This window comes from Bradyrhizobium sp. HKCCYLRH3097 (assembly GCF_051167875.1).
GTDB lineage: Bacteria > Pseudomonadota > Alphaproteobacteria > Rhizobiales > Xanthobacteraceae > Bradyrhizobium.
In genome coordinates, this window is the sequence record NZ_JBNPTX010000004.1 from 245068 (window position 1) to 259857 (window position 14790).

The 14790-nt window shown below is 67.4% G+C and carries 12 protein-coding genes; 6 read left to right on the forward strand and 6 right to left on the reverse strand.

What is annotated here, in order from left to right; genetic code table 11:
- Nucleotides 1-74: 74 nt before the first annotated feature.
- Both ACQR0U_RS12660 and ACQR0U_RS12665 read right to left on the reverse strand, forming a co-directional pair.
- Entirely contained in the window at nt 75-1949 is a 1875-nt protein-coding gene (locus tag ACQR0U_RS12660) for an ATP-dependent DNA ligase (protein ID WP_316175639.1), read from the reverse strand.
- Nucleotides 1946-2992 carry a ligase-associated DNA damage response exonuclease gene (locus ACQR0U_RS12665; protein ID WP_316195160.1) on the reverse strand — a complete coding sequence of 349 codons (1047 nt, stop codon included), beginning with the start codon at nt 2990-2992 and terminating at the stop codon, nt 1946-1948. The genes ACQR0U_RS12660 and ACQR0U_RS12665 overlap by 4 nt, the downstream gene beginning before the upstream one ends.
- A gap of 115 nt (nt 2993-3107) precedes the next feature.
- Between ACQR0U_RS12665 and ACQR0U_RS12670 the strand changes: the two genes are divergently transcribed.
- From ACQR0U_RS12670 to pdeM, 4 genes are all read left to right on the forward strand, one after another.
- A complete protein-coding gene (locus ACQR0U_RS12670; RefSeq protein WP_434843297.1) occupies nt 3108-4034 on the forward strand; it encodes a methyltransferase domain-containing protein in 927 nt (308 codons plus the stop codon).
- Nucleotides 4035-4142: 108 nt separating this feature from the next.
- Nucleotides 4143-5372 (forward strand): ABC transporter substrate-binding protein, encoded by a 1230-nt coding sequence (locus ACQR0U_RS12675; protein ID WP_316165587.1) that lies wholly within the window; start codon nt 4143-4145, stop codon nt 5370-5372.
- 292 nt (nt 5373-5664) lie between these two features.
- Entirely contained in the window at nt 5665-8370 is a 2706-nt protein-coding gene (locus tag ACQR0U_RS12680; RefSeq protein WP_434843354.1) for a ligase-associated DNA damage response DEXH box helicase, read from the forward strand.
- 49 nt (nt 8371-8419) lie between these two features.
- A complete protein-coding gene (gene pdeM / locus ACQR0U_RS12685; protein WP_434843353.1) occupies nt 8420-9073 on the forward strand; it encodes a ligase-associated DNA damage response endonuclease PdeM in 654 nt (217 codons plus the stop codon).
- 246 nt (nt 9074-9319) lie between these two features.
- Here pdeM and ACQR0U_RS12690 read toward each other — a convergent pair whose 3' ends face one another.
- Entirely contained in the window at nt 9320-10186 is an 867-nt protein-coding gene (locus ACQR0U_RS12690; RefSeq protein WP_434843296.1) for a LysR family transcriptional regulator, read from the reverse strand.
- A 97-nt stretch (nt 10187-10283) separates the two neighbouring features.
- On the opposite strand from ACQR0U_RS12690, the gene ACQR0U_RS12695 reads away from it, so the two are divergent.
- Both ACQR0U_RS12695 and ACQR0U_RS12700 read left to right on the forward strand, forming a co-directional pair.
- Nucleotides 10284-11204, forward strand: coding sequence for a DMT family transporter (locus tag ACQR0U_RS12695; protein WP_434843295.1), 921 nt, complete (start codon nt 10284-10286; stop codon nt 11202-11204).
- A complete protein-coding gene (locus tag ACQR0U_RS12700) occupies nt 11201-11980 on the forward strand; it encodes an MBL fold metallo-hydrolase (RefSeq protein ID WP_315751272.1) in 780 nt (259 codons plus the stop codon). Before ACQR0U_RS12695 ends, ACQR0U_RS12700 begins: the two co-directional genes overlap by 4 nt.
- Nucleotides 11981-11991: 11 nt before the next feature.
- Here the strand turns inward: ACQR0U_RS12700 and ACQR0U_RS12705 are convergent, their stop codons facing one another.
- The 3 genes from ACQR0U_RS12705 to ACQR0U_RS12715 all read right to left on the reverse strand — a co-directional run bounded on the left by ACQR0U_RS12705 (nt 11992) and on the right by ACQR0U_RS12715 (nt 14687).
- On the reverse strand, nt 11992-12771 hold the full coding sequence (locus ACQR0U_RS12705; RefSeq protein ID WP_315717942.1) for a TIGR02186 family protein: 780 nt from the start codon (nt 12769-12771) through the stop codon (nt 11992-11994).
- The gene (locus ACQR0U_RS12710; RefSeq protein ID WP_315717941.1) at nt 12768-13694 is read right to left on the reverse strand and encodes a sulfite exporter TauE/SafE family protein; all 927 of its coding nucleotides are present in this window, start codon (nt 13692-13694) and stop codon (nt 12768-12770) included. The genes ACQR0U_RS12705 and ACQR0U_RS12710 overlap by 4 nt, the downstream gene beginning before the upstream one ends.
- Before the next feature lie 159 nt (nt 13695-13853).
- Nucleotides 13854-14687 carry a hypothetical protein gene (locus tag ACQR0U_RS12715; protein WP_315717940.1) on the reverse strand — a complete coding sequence of 278 codons (834 nt, stop codon included), beginning with the start codon at nt 14685-14687 and terminating at the stop codon, nt 13854-13856.
- Nucleotides 14688-14790 lie beyond the last annotated feature (103 nt).

Here is a 14790-nt window from a genome sequence, read left to right on the forward strand (position 1 = left end):
GGCACGGCAGGGCAGGTGGGGAACCCGGCTCAGCGCCGCAAGCCGGTTACCGGCAATTAATGTTCCCGGCGCTGTCACGCCGGCGCCTCGCTCTTCAACATCCGCTCCAGGGTCTCCAGCCGGTCGGCCTCGCGCGGCGGCTTGTCCCAGCGCAGCCGGCTGATGCGCGGAAAGCGCATCGCGATGCCGGATTTGTGCCGCGGCGAGCGCTGCAGGCCCTCGAACGCCACTTCGAGCACAAGGCCCTGCTCGGGCTCGTGCACGACATGCCGCACGGGACCGAACTTCTCGGTGGTGTTGCGGCGGACGAAGCGGTCGATCTGCAAGAGCTCCTCGTCGGTGAAGCCGAAATAGGCCTTGCCGACGGGCACGAGCTGATCTCCGCCGTCTCCCGCCGTCCAGACACCGAACGTGTAGTCGGAGTAATAGGAGGAACGCTTGCCGTGGCCGCGCTGAGCATACATCAGCACGGCATCGATGATGTGCGGATCGTGCTTCCACTTCCACCATTGTCCCTTGGGCCGGCCGGGCAGATACAGCGCGTCGCGCCGCTTCAGCATCACGCCTTCCACCGCTTCGGCATCGTCTCCTGCGCCGGCAGATGCGGGATCGGCGCGCGCGGCCTTCAGCTCGTCCCAGGTGGAAAACGCGATGGTCGGCGACAAGTCGACACGCGGTTCGTCGAGTCGCTTGATGAAAGCCTCGAGCCGTTCACGCCGCTCGGCGAACGGCAGCTCACGCAGATCGTTCTCCTCGTCGCCGAGCAGGTCGTAGGCGCGCAGGTGGATCGGGTACTCCTTCATCAGCTTCGGCGACACCGTCTTGCGGTTCAGCCGCTGCTGCAGCACGTTGAAGCTCTGCACGCGGTGATCGCGCACCACCAGCAGCTCGCCGTCGAGCGCGCCGGGCAGATGCAGCGACGGCAGCAGGTCCGGGAAACTCGCCGTGATGTCCTCGCCGCTGCGCGAATACAGCCGTGTGACGACGCGGCCGTCGGCCTCGCGGCCGCTCACCGCCTGCACGCGGATGCCGTCCCATTTCCATTCCGCGATGTAGTCGGCCGCGTTCATGCCGGCGAAGTCGTCGTCCTCGACGGCATGCGCCAGCATCACCGGCCGGAACGGCGCGGGATCGCGATTGACCGGCTTGTCGCCGCGGCCTTCCAGCCAGGCGAACAGGTCGAGATAGGGCGGCGACAGCCCCGGCCAGATCAGCTCGACCTCGTGCGGGTCCTTGTCGCCGAGCGCGGCCGCTGCGGTCTTGGCCAGGCGCGCGGAGATGCCGATGCGCAAAGCGCCGGTGACCAGCTTCAGCAGTGCCCAGCGCCCGGTCTCGTCGAGCTCATCCAGCCATTGCGCGAGTTGCCGCGGCATCTCGGTCTTGCCGAGGGTGCGCAAGGTGGTGACAACCTCGGTCAGCGTCGGCGGTGGCGGGTCGTTGTGGCCGGGTGTGGGGTCCCTCGTGAGACCGCCCGTGGGGTCCCCCCCTCGCTGCTCCTCCCCCACAAGGGGGGAGGGACCGGAGAGAGCGGCTGTGGGGAACGAGAGACGTGAAGGGGGAGCGATGCTCGATGTAGACCGAGACAGCAACTCCGAACGCGTCAGCGCTCCCTCCCCCCTTGTGGGGGAGGGGTGGGGAGGGGGGTACCCAGGAACGAGCTGCTGATGATGCGCCCTGTCCTTCGGCCACATCAGCGCGACGGTTTCCGAGAGATCCCCCACATAATCATACGACAGCGCGAACAGCACCGGATCGGTGCGCGCGGCGATCAGGTCGCGGATCAGCGCCGGCTTGGCGTGCTTGAACGACAGCGCGCCGGTGAGCGCGCCCAGTGCGTAGCCGCGATCGGGATCCTCGACCTCGCGGAAGTACGACGTCAGCAGCCGCAGCTTGTTGTTGCGGCCGGGCTCATAGGCGAGGCGGTCGAGCAACTCGGCGAAGCGGTTCATGCCTCGGCGTCCTCCGTGGCCACCACCTCGCTTTCCTCCTCGTCGCCGTAGCCGACCAGATCGAGCGGCCGGGCCGCGAGCCCCTTGGCTTGGCACCAATGCACCAGCGCGTCCTCCTGCCCATGGGTGACCCACACCTCGCTTGCGCCGGTCGCGGCGATGGTGGTGGTGAGCCCGTCCCAGTCGGCATGATCCGAGATCACCAGCGGCAGCTCGATGCCGCGCTGCCGGGCCCGGGCGCGCACCCGCATCCAGCCCGAGGCGAAGGCGGTGACGGGATCGGGAAAGCGGCGGGTCCACAGGTCGGAGGTTGCACTCGGCGGCGCCAGGGTGATGGTGCCGGCAAGCTCGGCCTTCTTGACGCCCTTCACGGGCCGGAGCTCGCCGAGCGCGATTCCCTTGTCTTGATAGTAGCGCGTGATCTTGTCCATCGCGCCGTGCAGGTAGATCGGCCGATCATAGCCGGCCTCGCGGATCAGCGCGATGACACGCTGCGCCTTGCCGAGGGAGTACGCGCCGACCAGGTGCGCGCGCTCGGGAAACAGCACCACCGAGGCCAGCAGCTTGTTCACCTCCAGCGCCGCGGCGCCGTGACGGAACACGGGCAGGCCGAACGTCGCCTCGGTGATGAAGACGTCGCATTGCACCAGCTCGAACGGTGCGCAGGTCGGATCGCGCGCATCCTTGTAGTCGCCGGAGGCGACGATGCAGGTGCCGCCGCAGGACACTTTGATTTGCGCCGAGCCCAGCACATGGCCCGCAGGGTGGAAACTGACGGTGACGTCACCCAGCCTGATCCGCTCGCCATAGCCGATCGCCTGCGTGGAGCCTGCAAAGTTGTCGCCATAGCGCAGCCGCATGATGTCGAGCGTTTCCTGGGTCGCCAGCACCGCGCCGTGGCCGGCGCGGGCGTGGTCGGAATGGCCATGGGTGATCAGCGCCCGCTCGACCGGGCGCACGGGATCGATGTGAAAGCCGCCGGCCTTGCAGCAGAGGCCGGACGGAACGGGCAGCAGAATGTCTTGCGGACGCATGTGGGTCATATAGGTCATGCAAGACGCGTTTTCAGGCCGTGCCAGTTTCCATCTCGTCATGCGCGGGCTTGACCCGCGCATCCATCTCCTCGATGAGAAGTTCGCATTGACGACGATGGTTCCCATGCCCCACCGCCTGTTCCTGTCCTCCGGCGATCTGATCGCCGACCGCCGCTACGAGTTCGCCCGCGACCTGCAATTGAAGGGCGACCTGGTCGCGGCCGCCGAGGTGATGGAGCAGGCCATCGAGGTCGCCCCCAACTTCGCCTCGGCCTGGTTCGAGCTCGGCAAGATTCGTCTCGGTCTGGGCGAAACCGACAAGGCGATCTCCGCCTTCCAGAACGCCTGTGCCGCCGATCCGGATGATCGTCACGGCGCCGCCGTGCATCTGATGCAGCTCGGCGCCGCGCCGCTGTCGGACATGCCCAAGGCCTATGTGCAGTCGCTGTTCGATCAGTATGCGCCGCGCTTCGAGGCCGAGCTGACCGAGCGGCTCAACTACCGCGCGCCGGCGATCCTGTTCAAGGCGGTGCTCGCGGTGCGCGCGGCCGAGCGCAAGCCGGCCTACTTCAAGCGCGCGATCGATCTCGGCTGCGGCACCGGGCTGGGCGCGGCGGCGTTCGCCAAGAACGTCGACAGCATCATCGGCATCGACCTGTCGGCCGGCATGATCGCGGAGGCGCGCGCCACCGGGCTCTATGCCGGGCTAGAGGTCGACGACATGACCGCAGGGCTGCAGCGCCAGGACGATGCGTCTGCGGATCTCATTCTTGCTGCCGATGCGATGGTCTATGTCGGCGACCTCGGCCCGGTGTTGCGCGAGACGCAACGTGTGCTGAGGCCGGGCGGACTGCTGGCCTTGACCGTCGAGACCCATGACGGCGACGGTGTCATCATGGGCAAGGGGTTGCGCTATGCCCATGGCGCGGAATATGTCCGTGGCGTGATCGCAGCCGCGGGATTGAAGCTGGCCCATCTCGCGCCGGCGTCGCCGCGGACCGAGGAGCAGTTGCCGGTGCGCGGGCTGGCCGTGGTCGCGGCCAGGACTTGAGTCTAGACGCTATTGAATGCGCTGCACGCGGCGTCCAATGCGGCAACTTCGCTCTTGCCGCAGCTCTCCCGATGCCAAAAAATGTCGGCAGTCTAGGGAGAGACAAAAATGAAAAAACATCTGACCCGGCGCGATTTCTGCGCCACCGCGCTTGCGACCATCGGCGCCTCGACGATCGCTTCGCCCCATGTCTGGGCCGCCGAGAAGAAATATGATGCCGGCGCCAGCGATACCGAGATCAAGATCGGCCAGACCATTCCGCATTCCGGCCCCGGTTCGCTGTATGGCGTGCTCGGCCGTGTCGGCGAGGCCTATTTCCAGATGCTCAACGAGCAGGGCGGCATCAACGGGCGCAAGGTCAAGTTCCTGACGATGGACGATGCCTATAGCGCGCCGAAATGCGTCGAGGCGACGCGGCGGCTGGTCGAGCAGGACGAGGTGCTGGCGCTGTACGGCTCGCTCGGCACCGCGCCGCAGACCGCCGTGCACAAATACCTCAACTCCAAGGGCGTGCCGCAGCTCCTGCTCAACACCGGCGCCTCGAAGTGGAACGACCCCAAGAACTACAAATGGACCATGGCCGGCCTGCCGCTGTATCCGACGGAGGCGCGCATTCTCGCCAAGCATGTGCTGAGCGTGAAGCCGGAAGCCAAGATCGGCATCCTCTATCAGAACGACGATTTCGGCCGTGACTTCCTGGGGCCGTTCAAGAAGGTGCTGGCCGACGCCGGCGGCAAGGCGCAGGTGATCATGGAGCAGACCTACGATCTCACCGAGCCGACGGTGGACTCGCAGCTGATCAACCTGTCGAAGTCGGGCGCCGACGTGTTCTACAACATCAGCACGGGCAAGGCCTCGTCGCAGTCGATCCGCAAGGTGGCCGAGCTCGGCTGGAAGCCGCTGCAGCTGTTGTCGGCGGGCTCGACCGGCCGTTCGATCCTGTCTGCCGCCGGCCTCGAGAATGCCAAGGACATCGTCGCGATCCGCTATTCCAAGGACGCCGGCGTGCCGCAATGGAAGGACGATCCCGACGTCAAGGGCTTCGAGGCGCTGCGCGCCAAGTACCTGCCCAACATCGATCCCGACAACACCATCGCCTATGCCGGCTACGGCCAGGCGGTGTCGATGGGTGAGATCCTGCGCCGCTGCGGCGACACGCTGACCCGCGAGAACGTGCTCAAGCACGCCACGACACTCGCCGGCTTCCACTCGCCCTTCTTCCTCGATGGCGTCAATTACGCCTACACGCCGGACGACTACACGCCGATGAAGACGCTCTACATCTCGATCTTCGACGGCAAGGACTGGAGCATCTCCGAGAAGCCGATGACGGAGTAGGGATTTTCCCTCCATCGGATGATGACACCGGAGCTGTGGCCGCACTCTCCGGTGTCGTCCCTGCGAACGCAGGGAACCATACCGCGGAATCTATCGGTGAGGCGTCACTGCAAGTCATCGTCCCACAAAAGCCGGTGGCTATGGGTCCCTGCGTTCGCAGGGACGACAACGGAGTTTGCTGAGGCGCCGGTGCGCTCCAACATGGGCTGGGCCGACGGCGGAGGTGGTCGAGGCAGTCGAGTGTTATCGCCCGACCCTCGACGAACCGCGCGTGACTGCCTACCTTCCCCCGGTGCCGCCCCGCGTCTCACCAGTCCCACCCGACGACAGCGCCGCGCTGCCCGACCATTTCACCGAATGGTTCGCGGCGCGCGGCTGGGCGCCGCGCGCGCATCAGCTGGCACTGCTGGAGAAGGCTCGCGCGCAACGCTCGGCGCTGCTGATCGCCCCGACCGGCGCCGGCAAGACGCTCGCCGGGTTCCTGCCGACCCTGGTGGAGCTCGGCTCCGCCGTCGCGCCGAAGCATCGTTCTGTTCTTGCCAAGACATCCGCTCTCTCCACTCCCGCTCCCCTTGTGGGGGAGCGGCGGGGAGGGGGGCCTCCGGCGGCGGTGTCGATGGTGACACCCGGCACCGAGCCGAATGCACTGGTCGAACTCGCGAACACGGAAAAGAGCAAGCAGACGGCGAACCGCATCCCGCGACCCGCCGGCCTGCACACGCTCTACATCTCCCCGCTCAAGGCGCTCGCGGTCGACATCGCGCGCAATCTCGAGGCGCCGATCTCCGAGATGGGCCTGCCGATCAAGGTCGAGACCCGCACCGGCGACACGCCGGTGTCCCGCCGGCAGCGGCAGCGCCGCTATCCGCCGGACATCCTGCTGACCACGCCGGAGCAGATGGCGCTGCTGCTGTCGTCCGACGATGCGCCGTTCCTGTTTTCCTCGCTGAAGCGCGTCGTGCTCGACGAGCTGCATGCGCTGGTCACCTCCAAGCGCGGCGATCTCTTGTCGCTCGCGCTGGCGCGGCTGTGGCGGCTTGCGCCGGACATGCGCATGATCGGCCTGTCGGCGACCGTCGCCGAGCCGGAGCAACTCGCGCGCTTCCTGGTGCCGCAGCCGTGCGACGGCATAGCCGCGGCCGACGTCGTGGTCGCCGGCGGCGCCGCGCCGCCGGTGGTCGAGATGCTCGATACGCAGGAGCGGCTGCCGTGGGCCGGCCACAGCGCGCGCCATGCGCTGGCCGAGATGTACGAGCTGATCAAGCGAAACAAGACCACGCTCGTGTTCGTCAACACCCGCAGCCAGGCCGAGATGCTGTTCCAGGAGTTCTGGCGCATCAACGACGACAATCTCGCCATCGCCCTGCATCACGGCTCGCTCGACGTCGCGCAGCGCCGCAAGGTCGAGGATGCGATGTCGGCCGGCAGGCTGCGCGGCGTCGTCTGCACCTCCTCGCTCGATCTCGGCGTCGATTGGGGCGACGTCGATCTCGTGATCAATGTCGGCGCGCCCAAGGGCTGCTCGCGGCTGATGCAGCGCATCGGCCGTGCCAATCACCGGCTCGACGAGGCTTCGCGGGCGGTGCTGGTGCCGGCCAACCGCTTCGAGGTGCTGGAATGCTCGGTCGCGATCGATGCCATCGCCGACAATGCGCAGGACACGCCGCCTTTGCGTACCGGCGCGCTCGACGTGCTGGCGCAGCACGTGCTCGGCTGCGCCTGCGCCGAGCCGTTTCTCAGCGACGAGCTCTATGTGGAGGTCATCACGGCGGCCCCCTATGCGTCGCTGTCGCGCGCTGATTTCGACGATGTCGTCGACTTCGTCGCCACCGGCGGCTATGCGCTGAAGACTTATGAGCGGTTCGCCCGCATCAAGCAGGATGCGAGGGGGCGCTGGCGCGTCGCCAATCCCAAGGTGCGGCAGAGCTATCGCCTGAACGTCGGCACCATTGTCGAGGAGGCGATGCTGAAGGTGCGGCTGGTGCGCTCGCGCGGCGGGGCCAAGGGCACGACCGGCGCGATCGCGCGCGGCGGACGGCTGCTCGGCGAGATCGAGGAGGCGTTCATCGAAGGCCTCACCCTCGGCGATACGTTCGTGTTCAGCGGCGAGATCGTGCGCTACGAGGCGCTGGCCGAGGACCAGGTCTATGTGTCGCGCGCCAATGATTCCGATCCGAAGGTGCCGTCCTACATGGGCGGCAAGTTTCCGCTGTCGACCTATCTCGCCGAGCGCGTGCGCGGCCTGCTCGACGACCGCACCGCCTGGAGCGCGTTGCCGGAGCAGGTGCGCGACTGGCTGTCCTTGCAGAAGGACGTGTCGCGCATCCCGGCCCGGCGCGAGCTTTTGGTCGAGACCTTCCCGCGCTCCAACAAGCACTACATCGTCTGCTATCCGTTCGAGGGCCGGCTCGCGCATCAGACGCTCGGCATGCTGCTGACGCGCCGGCTCGAGCGGGCGCGCGCTCGGCCGCTCGGCTTCGTCGCCAACGAATATGCGCTTGCGGTGTGGGGGCTCGGCGACATGTCGCTCATGGTCAAACAGGGGCGGCTCGATCTCGCCGCGTTGTTCGACCCGGATATGCTTGGCGACGATCTCGAGGCGTGGCTCGCCGAATCCGCGCTGATGAAGCGCACGTTCCGCTCGTGCGCCATCATCTCCGGCCTGATCGCGCGGCGGTCGACGACCGAGGAGAAGACGCGCCGCCAGGTGCTGTTCTCGACCGATCTGGTCTATGACGTCCTGCGCCGGCATCAGCCCGATCACATGCTGTTGCGCGCGGCGCGCGCCGATGCCGCCACCGGCCTGCTCGATCTGAAGCGGCTCGGTGATATGCTCCAGCGCATCGAGGGACGAATCACCCATCGGGAACTCGATCGCGTCTCGCCGCTGGCGGTGCCGGTGATGCTGGAAATCGGCCGCGAATCCGTCTATGGCGAGGCCGCCGACGAGCTCCTGGCCGAGGCTGCCGAGGAACTCGTGAAGGAAGCGATGGGGTAGATCGAGAAGCGAGGCGGACTTGCGGGGGACTTTCTGCGCATCGGGCATGATGGACGTCGCCGGCACCGCGCTGCGCGTCGATCTCTCCGGCGCGCTGGTGTGGGACGAGCAGCGTCTGCTCGTCGTCTCCGATCTGCATCTGGAAAAGGGCTCGAGCTACGCGTCGCGCGGCACCCTGCTGCCGCCGTTCGATACCGTGGCGACTCTCAATCGCCTCACAGCCGTGATCGCCCACTACAATCCGCGCGTCGTGATCGCGCTTGGCGACAGCTTTCACGATCGCGATGCGCATACGCGTCTCACCGGCGACGACCGCGCCTGCATCGCCAACCTGCAGGTCGGCCGCGACTGGGTCTGGATCACGGGCAACCACGATCCGGCCCCGCGCGGCATCGGCGGCGAACTGGCCGACGCGGTCACGCTCGGCGCGGTGACGTTCCGTCACGAGCCCTCCGGCGCGCGCGGCGAGATCGCCGGCCATCTGCATCCGAAGGCGCGCGTCGCGACACGAGCGCGCACGCTGGAGCGGCGCTGCTTCGTCTGCGATGGCGAGCGCGCCGTGATGCCGGCGTTCGGCGCCTATGCCGGGGGCCTGAGCGTGCGCGACGGGGCCTTCGCCAAGCTGTTTCCGAAGCGCGCCTTCATCGCGCATGTGCTGGGAGATAGGCGCCTGCACAGCATCGCCGCGGCGCGGTGCTATTAGTTGGATGATGGAAATTCATTAGTTGGATGAGTGATCAGAGGTCGAACGGATCATTCGAAGTTGGACTGATCATGCCCGCCGCGCGCACCGCTGTGCCCTCTCCCTCGCTTGCGGGGGAGAGTTGGAGAGGGGGCGCCAAGCGCACCGCCGTCGGAACGACCCCTCCCTAGCCCTCCCCCGCAAGCGGGAGAGGGAACGCAGCGTCCTCGTGGCGTCCTGGTCGCCGGAGCCGCGGACGAATGCCGGTCAGGCCGCCTTCGCCTGCACCTTCTCGCAGAACTCGGCCAGCCGGTCGGCCAGGCGCAGCGTCGCCGGGCTGGCGTCGGGCGAGGCGAGCAGCGCGACCTCGGTGCGCTCGATCGGCGCAAAGCCCTCGCGGGCGGTCAGCACGCGGTGCTCCGACTGCACGGACATGTCGGACAGGATGCTCAGCCCCATGCCGGCGGCGACCGCGGCCTGGATGCCGGCGAGGCTCGACGATGTGTAGGCCATGTGCCAGGCGCGTCCCTCGCTCTCCAGCGCATGGATCGCGCGGGTGCGATAGATGCAGCCGAGCGGGAAGCCGATCAGCGGCAGCGAGCGGGCCTCGAGGTTGACCGGATGGCTCTTGCTGGTCACCCAATAGACCTGCTCCGGCCATGCCGCGATCGCTGCGTGTGCATCGTCGGCACCGCGCTTGAGCAGCGCCAGATCGAGATCGCCGCGCTCGATGTCGCGCTTGAGGTTGAGGCTCTGGTCGGCGCGCACGTCGAGCCGCAGATCGGGGTGGGCGCGCGAGAACGCGGCGAGCAGCTTGGCGAGCCGGTAGGCCGCGAAATCCTCGGGGATGCCGAGCATGACCGCGCCAGCCGGACCCGGACGTGCGACGACATCGCGGGCCTCCTCGGCGAGCGCGAGCAGGCGGCGGGCATAGGACAACAGCCGTTCGCCGGCCTCGGTCGGCGTGACCTCGCGGCCGTCGCGGTTGAGCAGCGTCTGGCCGAGGTCGTCCTCCAGCCGGCGAATCTGCTGGCTGATCGTCGACTGCGTGCGGTGGACGCGCTCGCTCGCGCGGGTGAAGCCACCCGCCTCGACCACCGAGACGAAGCTGCGCAACAGGTCCAGATCGAGCATGCCGGGCCTCCATTTGAAAAACCACTGAGTTTCAGTTTATCATTTAATTTCCAGATGTGAAAGAACAGCCCTACACCGGCGGCGAAGGAGACCTCCGATGTCGTCCGTATCCTCCGTTGCCGTACCCCGCATGAAGTCCAATCTGCTGCCGCTCGAAATCGGCCTGTTCTGCCTGTTGTGGAGCTTTGCCTTCGTTGCCGGCAAGATCGGGGTGACCTATTGTCCGCCGCTGCTGCTGCTCGCGGCGCGGTTCTCGCTCGCCGGTGTCCTCATTCTTGTGGTGCCGGCGGTCCGGGGCGAGCTGCGCATGAGCTGGCGCGATGCGGCCGTGTTCGCGATCATCGGCATCGCCAACAACGCGCTGTATCTCGGTCTCGGCTACACCGGGCTGCAGACGGTGTCGGCGGGGCTCGGCGGCCTGATCGTCTCGGCCAATCCGGTGTTCACCGCGGTGTTCGCGGCGCTGCTGCTGGGCGAGCCGCTGACCCTGCGCAAAATCTCGGGCCTCGCGCTCGGCACCATCGGCGTCGCCATGATCGTCTGGCACCGTATGTCCGTCGGCACCGACCAGCTCGAAGGCATTCTCTATACGCTGGCGGCGCTGGCCTCGATCGTGACCGGCACCATTCTGTTCAAGCAGCTCGCCCCGCAGGGCAGCCTGTGGGTCGGTAACGGCATCCAGAACCTCTCAGCCGGGCTGGTGTTATGGCCGGTCGCGCTCGGCGTGTCGCACGTGGGCGAGATCGTGCCGAATGCGCAACTGATCGGCGCGTTCGCCTTCCTCGTGCTCGGTGGCTCGATCCTGGCCTATGTGCTCTGGTTCCATCTCTTGAAAGTATGCGGCGCGACCGCGGCCAGCGCCTATCATTTCGTGATGCCGCCGCTCGCGATGATCTTCGCCTTCCTGGTGCTCGGCGAGCACGTGGCGCTGCAGGACCTGCTCGGCGTCGTTCCCGTCGCGCTCGGGATCTATCTGGTCACGCGGGCGCCGGCCCGTACCATTGGAGCATCGTCATGAGTGTTGCGATCACCCTGATCGGCGGCCCGACCGCCCTTATCGAAATCGATGGCTTCCGCCTGCTGACCGATCCCACATTCGATGCTCCCGGCCGCTATGAATTGCCGCATGTCGTACTGGAGAAGCTCACTGGACCAGCGATGACCGCTGAGGCGATCGGGGAGGTCGATGCGGTGCTGCTGAGCCATGATCAGCACTCCGACAATCTCGACCATGGCGGCCGCGCCTTCCTGAGACGCGCACCGCGCGTGCTCACGACGGAAGTCGGCGCAAGCAGGCTCGGTGCGCTGGCGGAAGGATTGGCGCCGTGGCAGACGACGCAGCTCAGCAAAGGCGGCAGGACATTGACGGTCGCGGCGACGCCGGCGCGCCATGGTCCCGCCGGCATCGAGCCGCTCGCGGGCGATGTGATCGGCTTCGTCCTGATCCCGCAGCACGGCGCGCCCGTCTATGTCAGTGGCGACACGGTGTTCTATGACGGCGTGGCGGAGGTGGCGCGGCGTTTCAAGCCTGGCGTCGTGATGCCTTTTGCCGGAGCGGCGCAGACACGCGGGCCGTTCCACCTCACCATGGACACCAACGACACGATCGAGACCGCGCGCGTGTTTGCCGAGGCCGCCATCGTTCCGGTTCACACGGATGGCTGGGCGCATTTCCGCCAGAGCGCGCAGGACCTGCGCAAGACCTTCGATGCGCTCGGGTTCGGTGCGCGGCTGAAGCTTCTGGAGCCCGGTGTGCGGACGGTGATCGCCTCGCCACCCAGCTCCTCCCACTGACGCGAAAAAGATCAATCCCGACGGAACACGATCGACGCCATCCATCCCGTCATCAGCGCCATCGCGGCGGTGACGAGGCCGTAGACGAAGCCGCTCTGCCGCGCCGAGTTCGCGACGAACTGCTCGAAGCCGACCTTGACGATCTCGAACGCGGTCTCCGTCTTGGTGACCAGCGCGCCGTCGGCGAGCAGCTTGATCTCGACCTCGTAGGTGCCGATCGGCACCGCAGCGGGGAGCGGAATGCCGGTGCGGAACAGCGTTGGCGTGAGGAAGGTCACCGCGGACGTATCCTCGCGGTACAGACCGTGCTGCGATTGCAGCCGCACGAAGGCGCTGCGGAACGCGTCGTTCGGGACCACGTCGGCATAGTCGGGACCGACGCGCTGGGTCAGCAGCACGTTGTTGAGTCCGAGCTGCTGCCGGCGCAGCACCTCGGGCGCGGCCATCGCGTCGAACTGGCGGTTGGCGAACAGCGCCAGATAGCCGGGCACCTTGAGGAACTGGCGCGAGTCGGTGTTGATCCAGATGCCGAACTTGCGCTCCTTGCGCCGCGTCACCATGTCGGCCCGCGGGCCCCGGACGGTGACGACGAGGTCATAGGCGGTGCGACCCGGCGGGGTCTGGGTGTCCTTCTCGACCGAGCCGAACAGCACCAGCTCCTCCCCGGAATAGTTCGGCGTCACCGTCACGCGATGGTTGGAGACCGAGACGATCAGCCGCTCGGCGCGCGCCGATGCGGCGCCGGCAAGCAGCAGCATGAAGGTGAGGCTGGCGAGGCGGAGCGGCGTCATCTGCTGATCTCGGTCTCGCGGATCGTGAACAGGTCGTCGGGCTTGATCACGAGCTCGATCGCGAACCGGATGCCGACGGCGAGGATCAGCAGGCCGAGCAGCAGCCGCAGCTGCTCGCCGCGGATCATCTGGCCGGCGCGGGCCCCGAACTGCGCGCCGGTGACGCCGCCGACCATCAGGATCAGCGCCAGCACGGCGTCGACCAGATGATTGCTCATCGCGTGCAGCATGGTCGCGATCATCATGGTCGCGAGCGTCAGGACCATCGAGGTGCCGATGACGGTCGAGGTCGGCACGCGCAGCAGGTAGATCAGCAGGGGCACCAGAATGAAGCCGCCGCCGATGCCCATCACGGCGCCGAGGAAGCCGATGATGAGGCCGATGGCGATCACCGGAATGACGGAGACATAGATCTTCGAGCGCTTGAAGCGCATCTTCAGCGGCAGGCCATGGATCCAGACATGGCTGCCCGGACGCCGCACGGTCGCGACCGCGCCCTGGCGCGCGCGCATCATCGCCCGCAGACCCTCCCAGAACATCGTGCCGCCGACGCTCGTCAGCAGGACGACATAGGACAGCGCGATCATCAGATCGAGCTGGCCGAGCGACCGCAACAGGGTGAAGGTGGCGACGCCGAGTCCGGTGCCGAGCGCGCCGCCGATCATCAACACCGCGGCCAGCGAGGGATCGATGGCGCGCCGTCGCCAATAGGACAGCGCCCCGGAGAACGAGGAGGCGGCGATGTGGCTGGAGACCGAGGCGACCGCGACCGCGGGGGTGATGCCGACGAAGATCAGGAGCGGCGTCATCAGGAACCCGCCGCCGATGCCGAACATGCCGGAGACGAAGCCGACGGCCGCGCCCATCGCCAGCAACAGGAAGATGTTGACCGGGATGTCGGCGATCGGAAGATAAATCTGCATCCGCGCGGCCTCTGCGATCCTTCGAGCGAGCATCCCGCGCATGCGACGCAGGATGCCAAGCTCCTGCATAACCGAAAATGGCAGCGAAGGGATCAGTCATTCCCGCCCGAAGTCGACGTCACATCCACCGACGCCGAACGTGGGGGTCTGGGCGCTCCGTCAAAGGGCCTTGAGCGGCGCGGTCACCAGCCTCATGGCCTCGGCATCGCCCGGATCGAGCCAGCGGATGTCGCGGGTCTGCGACATCGCCTCGATGACCTGCGACGATACGCCCATGCGCGTCATGTAGCCGAGGATGGCGCCGGTGACGCGCTGGGTGTCGGCGACCGCGTCGGCGCCACGGGCCTCCGACGTGAAGCGGTGCACGCCGAGCGCCGAACCATCGAGGCCGTAGCGGGTCTGCCCGCCGGCAAAGGCGAACACGCAGGCGCTGGCGCAGAAGCCCGGACGGATGCGGCCGGCATTGTCGGCCACGCCGACGGCGGTAGCGAGTCCATGGGCGCGGATGATCTCGCCCATCAGCACCCCCTGGTCGAGGTTGCCGCCGGGCGAGGACAGCAGGATCACGTCGCCCGGCTTGAGACGGGCCTCGCTGATCCGCTCGCGCAGCCAGCCGGCCGCCGCTGGCCCGATGGGGCCGCTGACGGCGAGCACGGTGCGCCTGCCGCCCAGCCCGGCAAGCGCGGGGTCGGCGACCAGCGCCGCCGACAGACTCGGCGAGATGTACTGATCCTTCCAGAACGACCAGGCGTCGGGTCGCGACAGGTCGCGGTAGGCGCGAATGCCTCCGCCGAGCACGATTGCAACGAAGAAGATGACGGAAGCCAGCCGGCGCCATCGGAACGCCGCAGGATAGCCGTCGGTCACTTGCTGCATTCGTTGGCGAGGAGGCGGAGCAGCGGCGACGTTCGCCGTGGTCCGCGGCGGCACGCGGGGGCCCGTCGGCGACTGCAGGAAGCGCGCGCCGTCCTGTTGGTCGTTCCCCGCTGACACCCGTCGATGCTCCCTCGCGGCGCTCGTGATGATCCGCCGCGACAACCTATATCGATCGACCGCGCGACACTATGGCGGCGCGATCGCAAGCCGGGAGGATTTT

Bases quoted from the DNA above. Each gene is read 5' to 3' on its own strand.
- ACQR0U_RS12675 (WP_316165587.1), top strand. From the start codon at position 4,143: ATGAAAAAACATCTGACCCGGCGCGATTTCTGCGCCACCGCGCTTGCG.
- ACQR0U_RS12690 (WP_434843296.1), bottom strand. From the start codon at position 10,186: ATGCTCGATCTGGACCTGTTGCGCAGCTTCGTCTCGGTGGTCGAGGCG.
- ACQR0U_RS12665 (WP_316195160.1), bottom strand. From the start codon at position 2,992: ATGACCCACATGCGTCCGCAAGACATTCTGCTGCCCGTTCCGTCCGGC.
- ACQR0U_RS12700 (WP_315751272.1), top strand. From the start codon at position 11,201: ATGAGTGTTGCGATCACCCTGATCGGCGGCCCGACCGCCCTTATCGAA.
- ACQR0U_RS12710 (WP_315717941.1), bottom strand. From the start codon at position 13,694: ATGCAGATTTATCTTCCGATCGCCGACATCCCGGTCAACATCTTCCTG.
- ACQR0U_RS12660 (WP_316175639.1), bottom strand. From the start codon at position 1,949: ATGAACCGCTTCGCCGAGTTGCTCGACCGCCTCGCCTATGAGCCCGGC.
- pdeM (WP_434843353.1), top strand. From the start codon at position 8,420: ATGGACGTCGCCGGCACCGCGCTGCGCGTCGATCTCTCCGGCGCGCTG.
- ACQR0U_RS12670 (WP_434843297.1), top strand. From the start codon at position 3,108: ATGCCCCACCGCCTGTTCCTGTCCTCCGGCGATCTGATCGCCGACCGC.
- ACQR0U_RS12695 (WP_434843295.1), top strand. From the start codon at position 10,284: ATGTCGTCCGTATCCTCCGTTGCCGTACCCCGCATGAAGTCCAATCTG.
- ACQR0U_RS12705 (WP_315717942.1), bottom strand. From the start codon at position 12,771: ATGACGCCGCTCCGCCTCGCCAGCCTCACCTTCATGCTGCTGCTTGCC.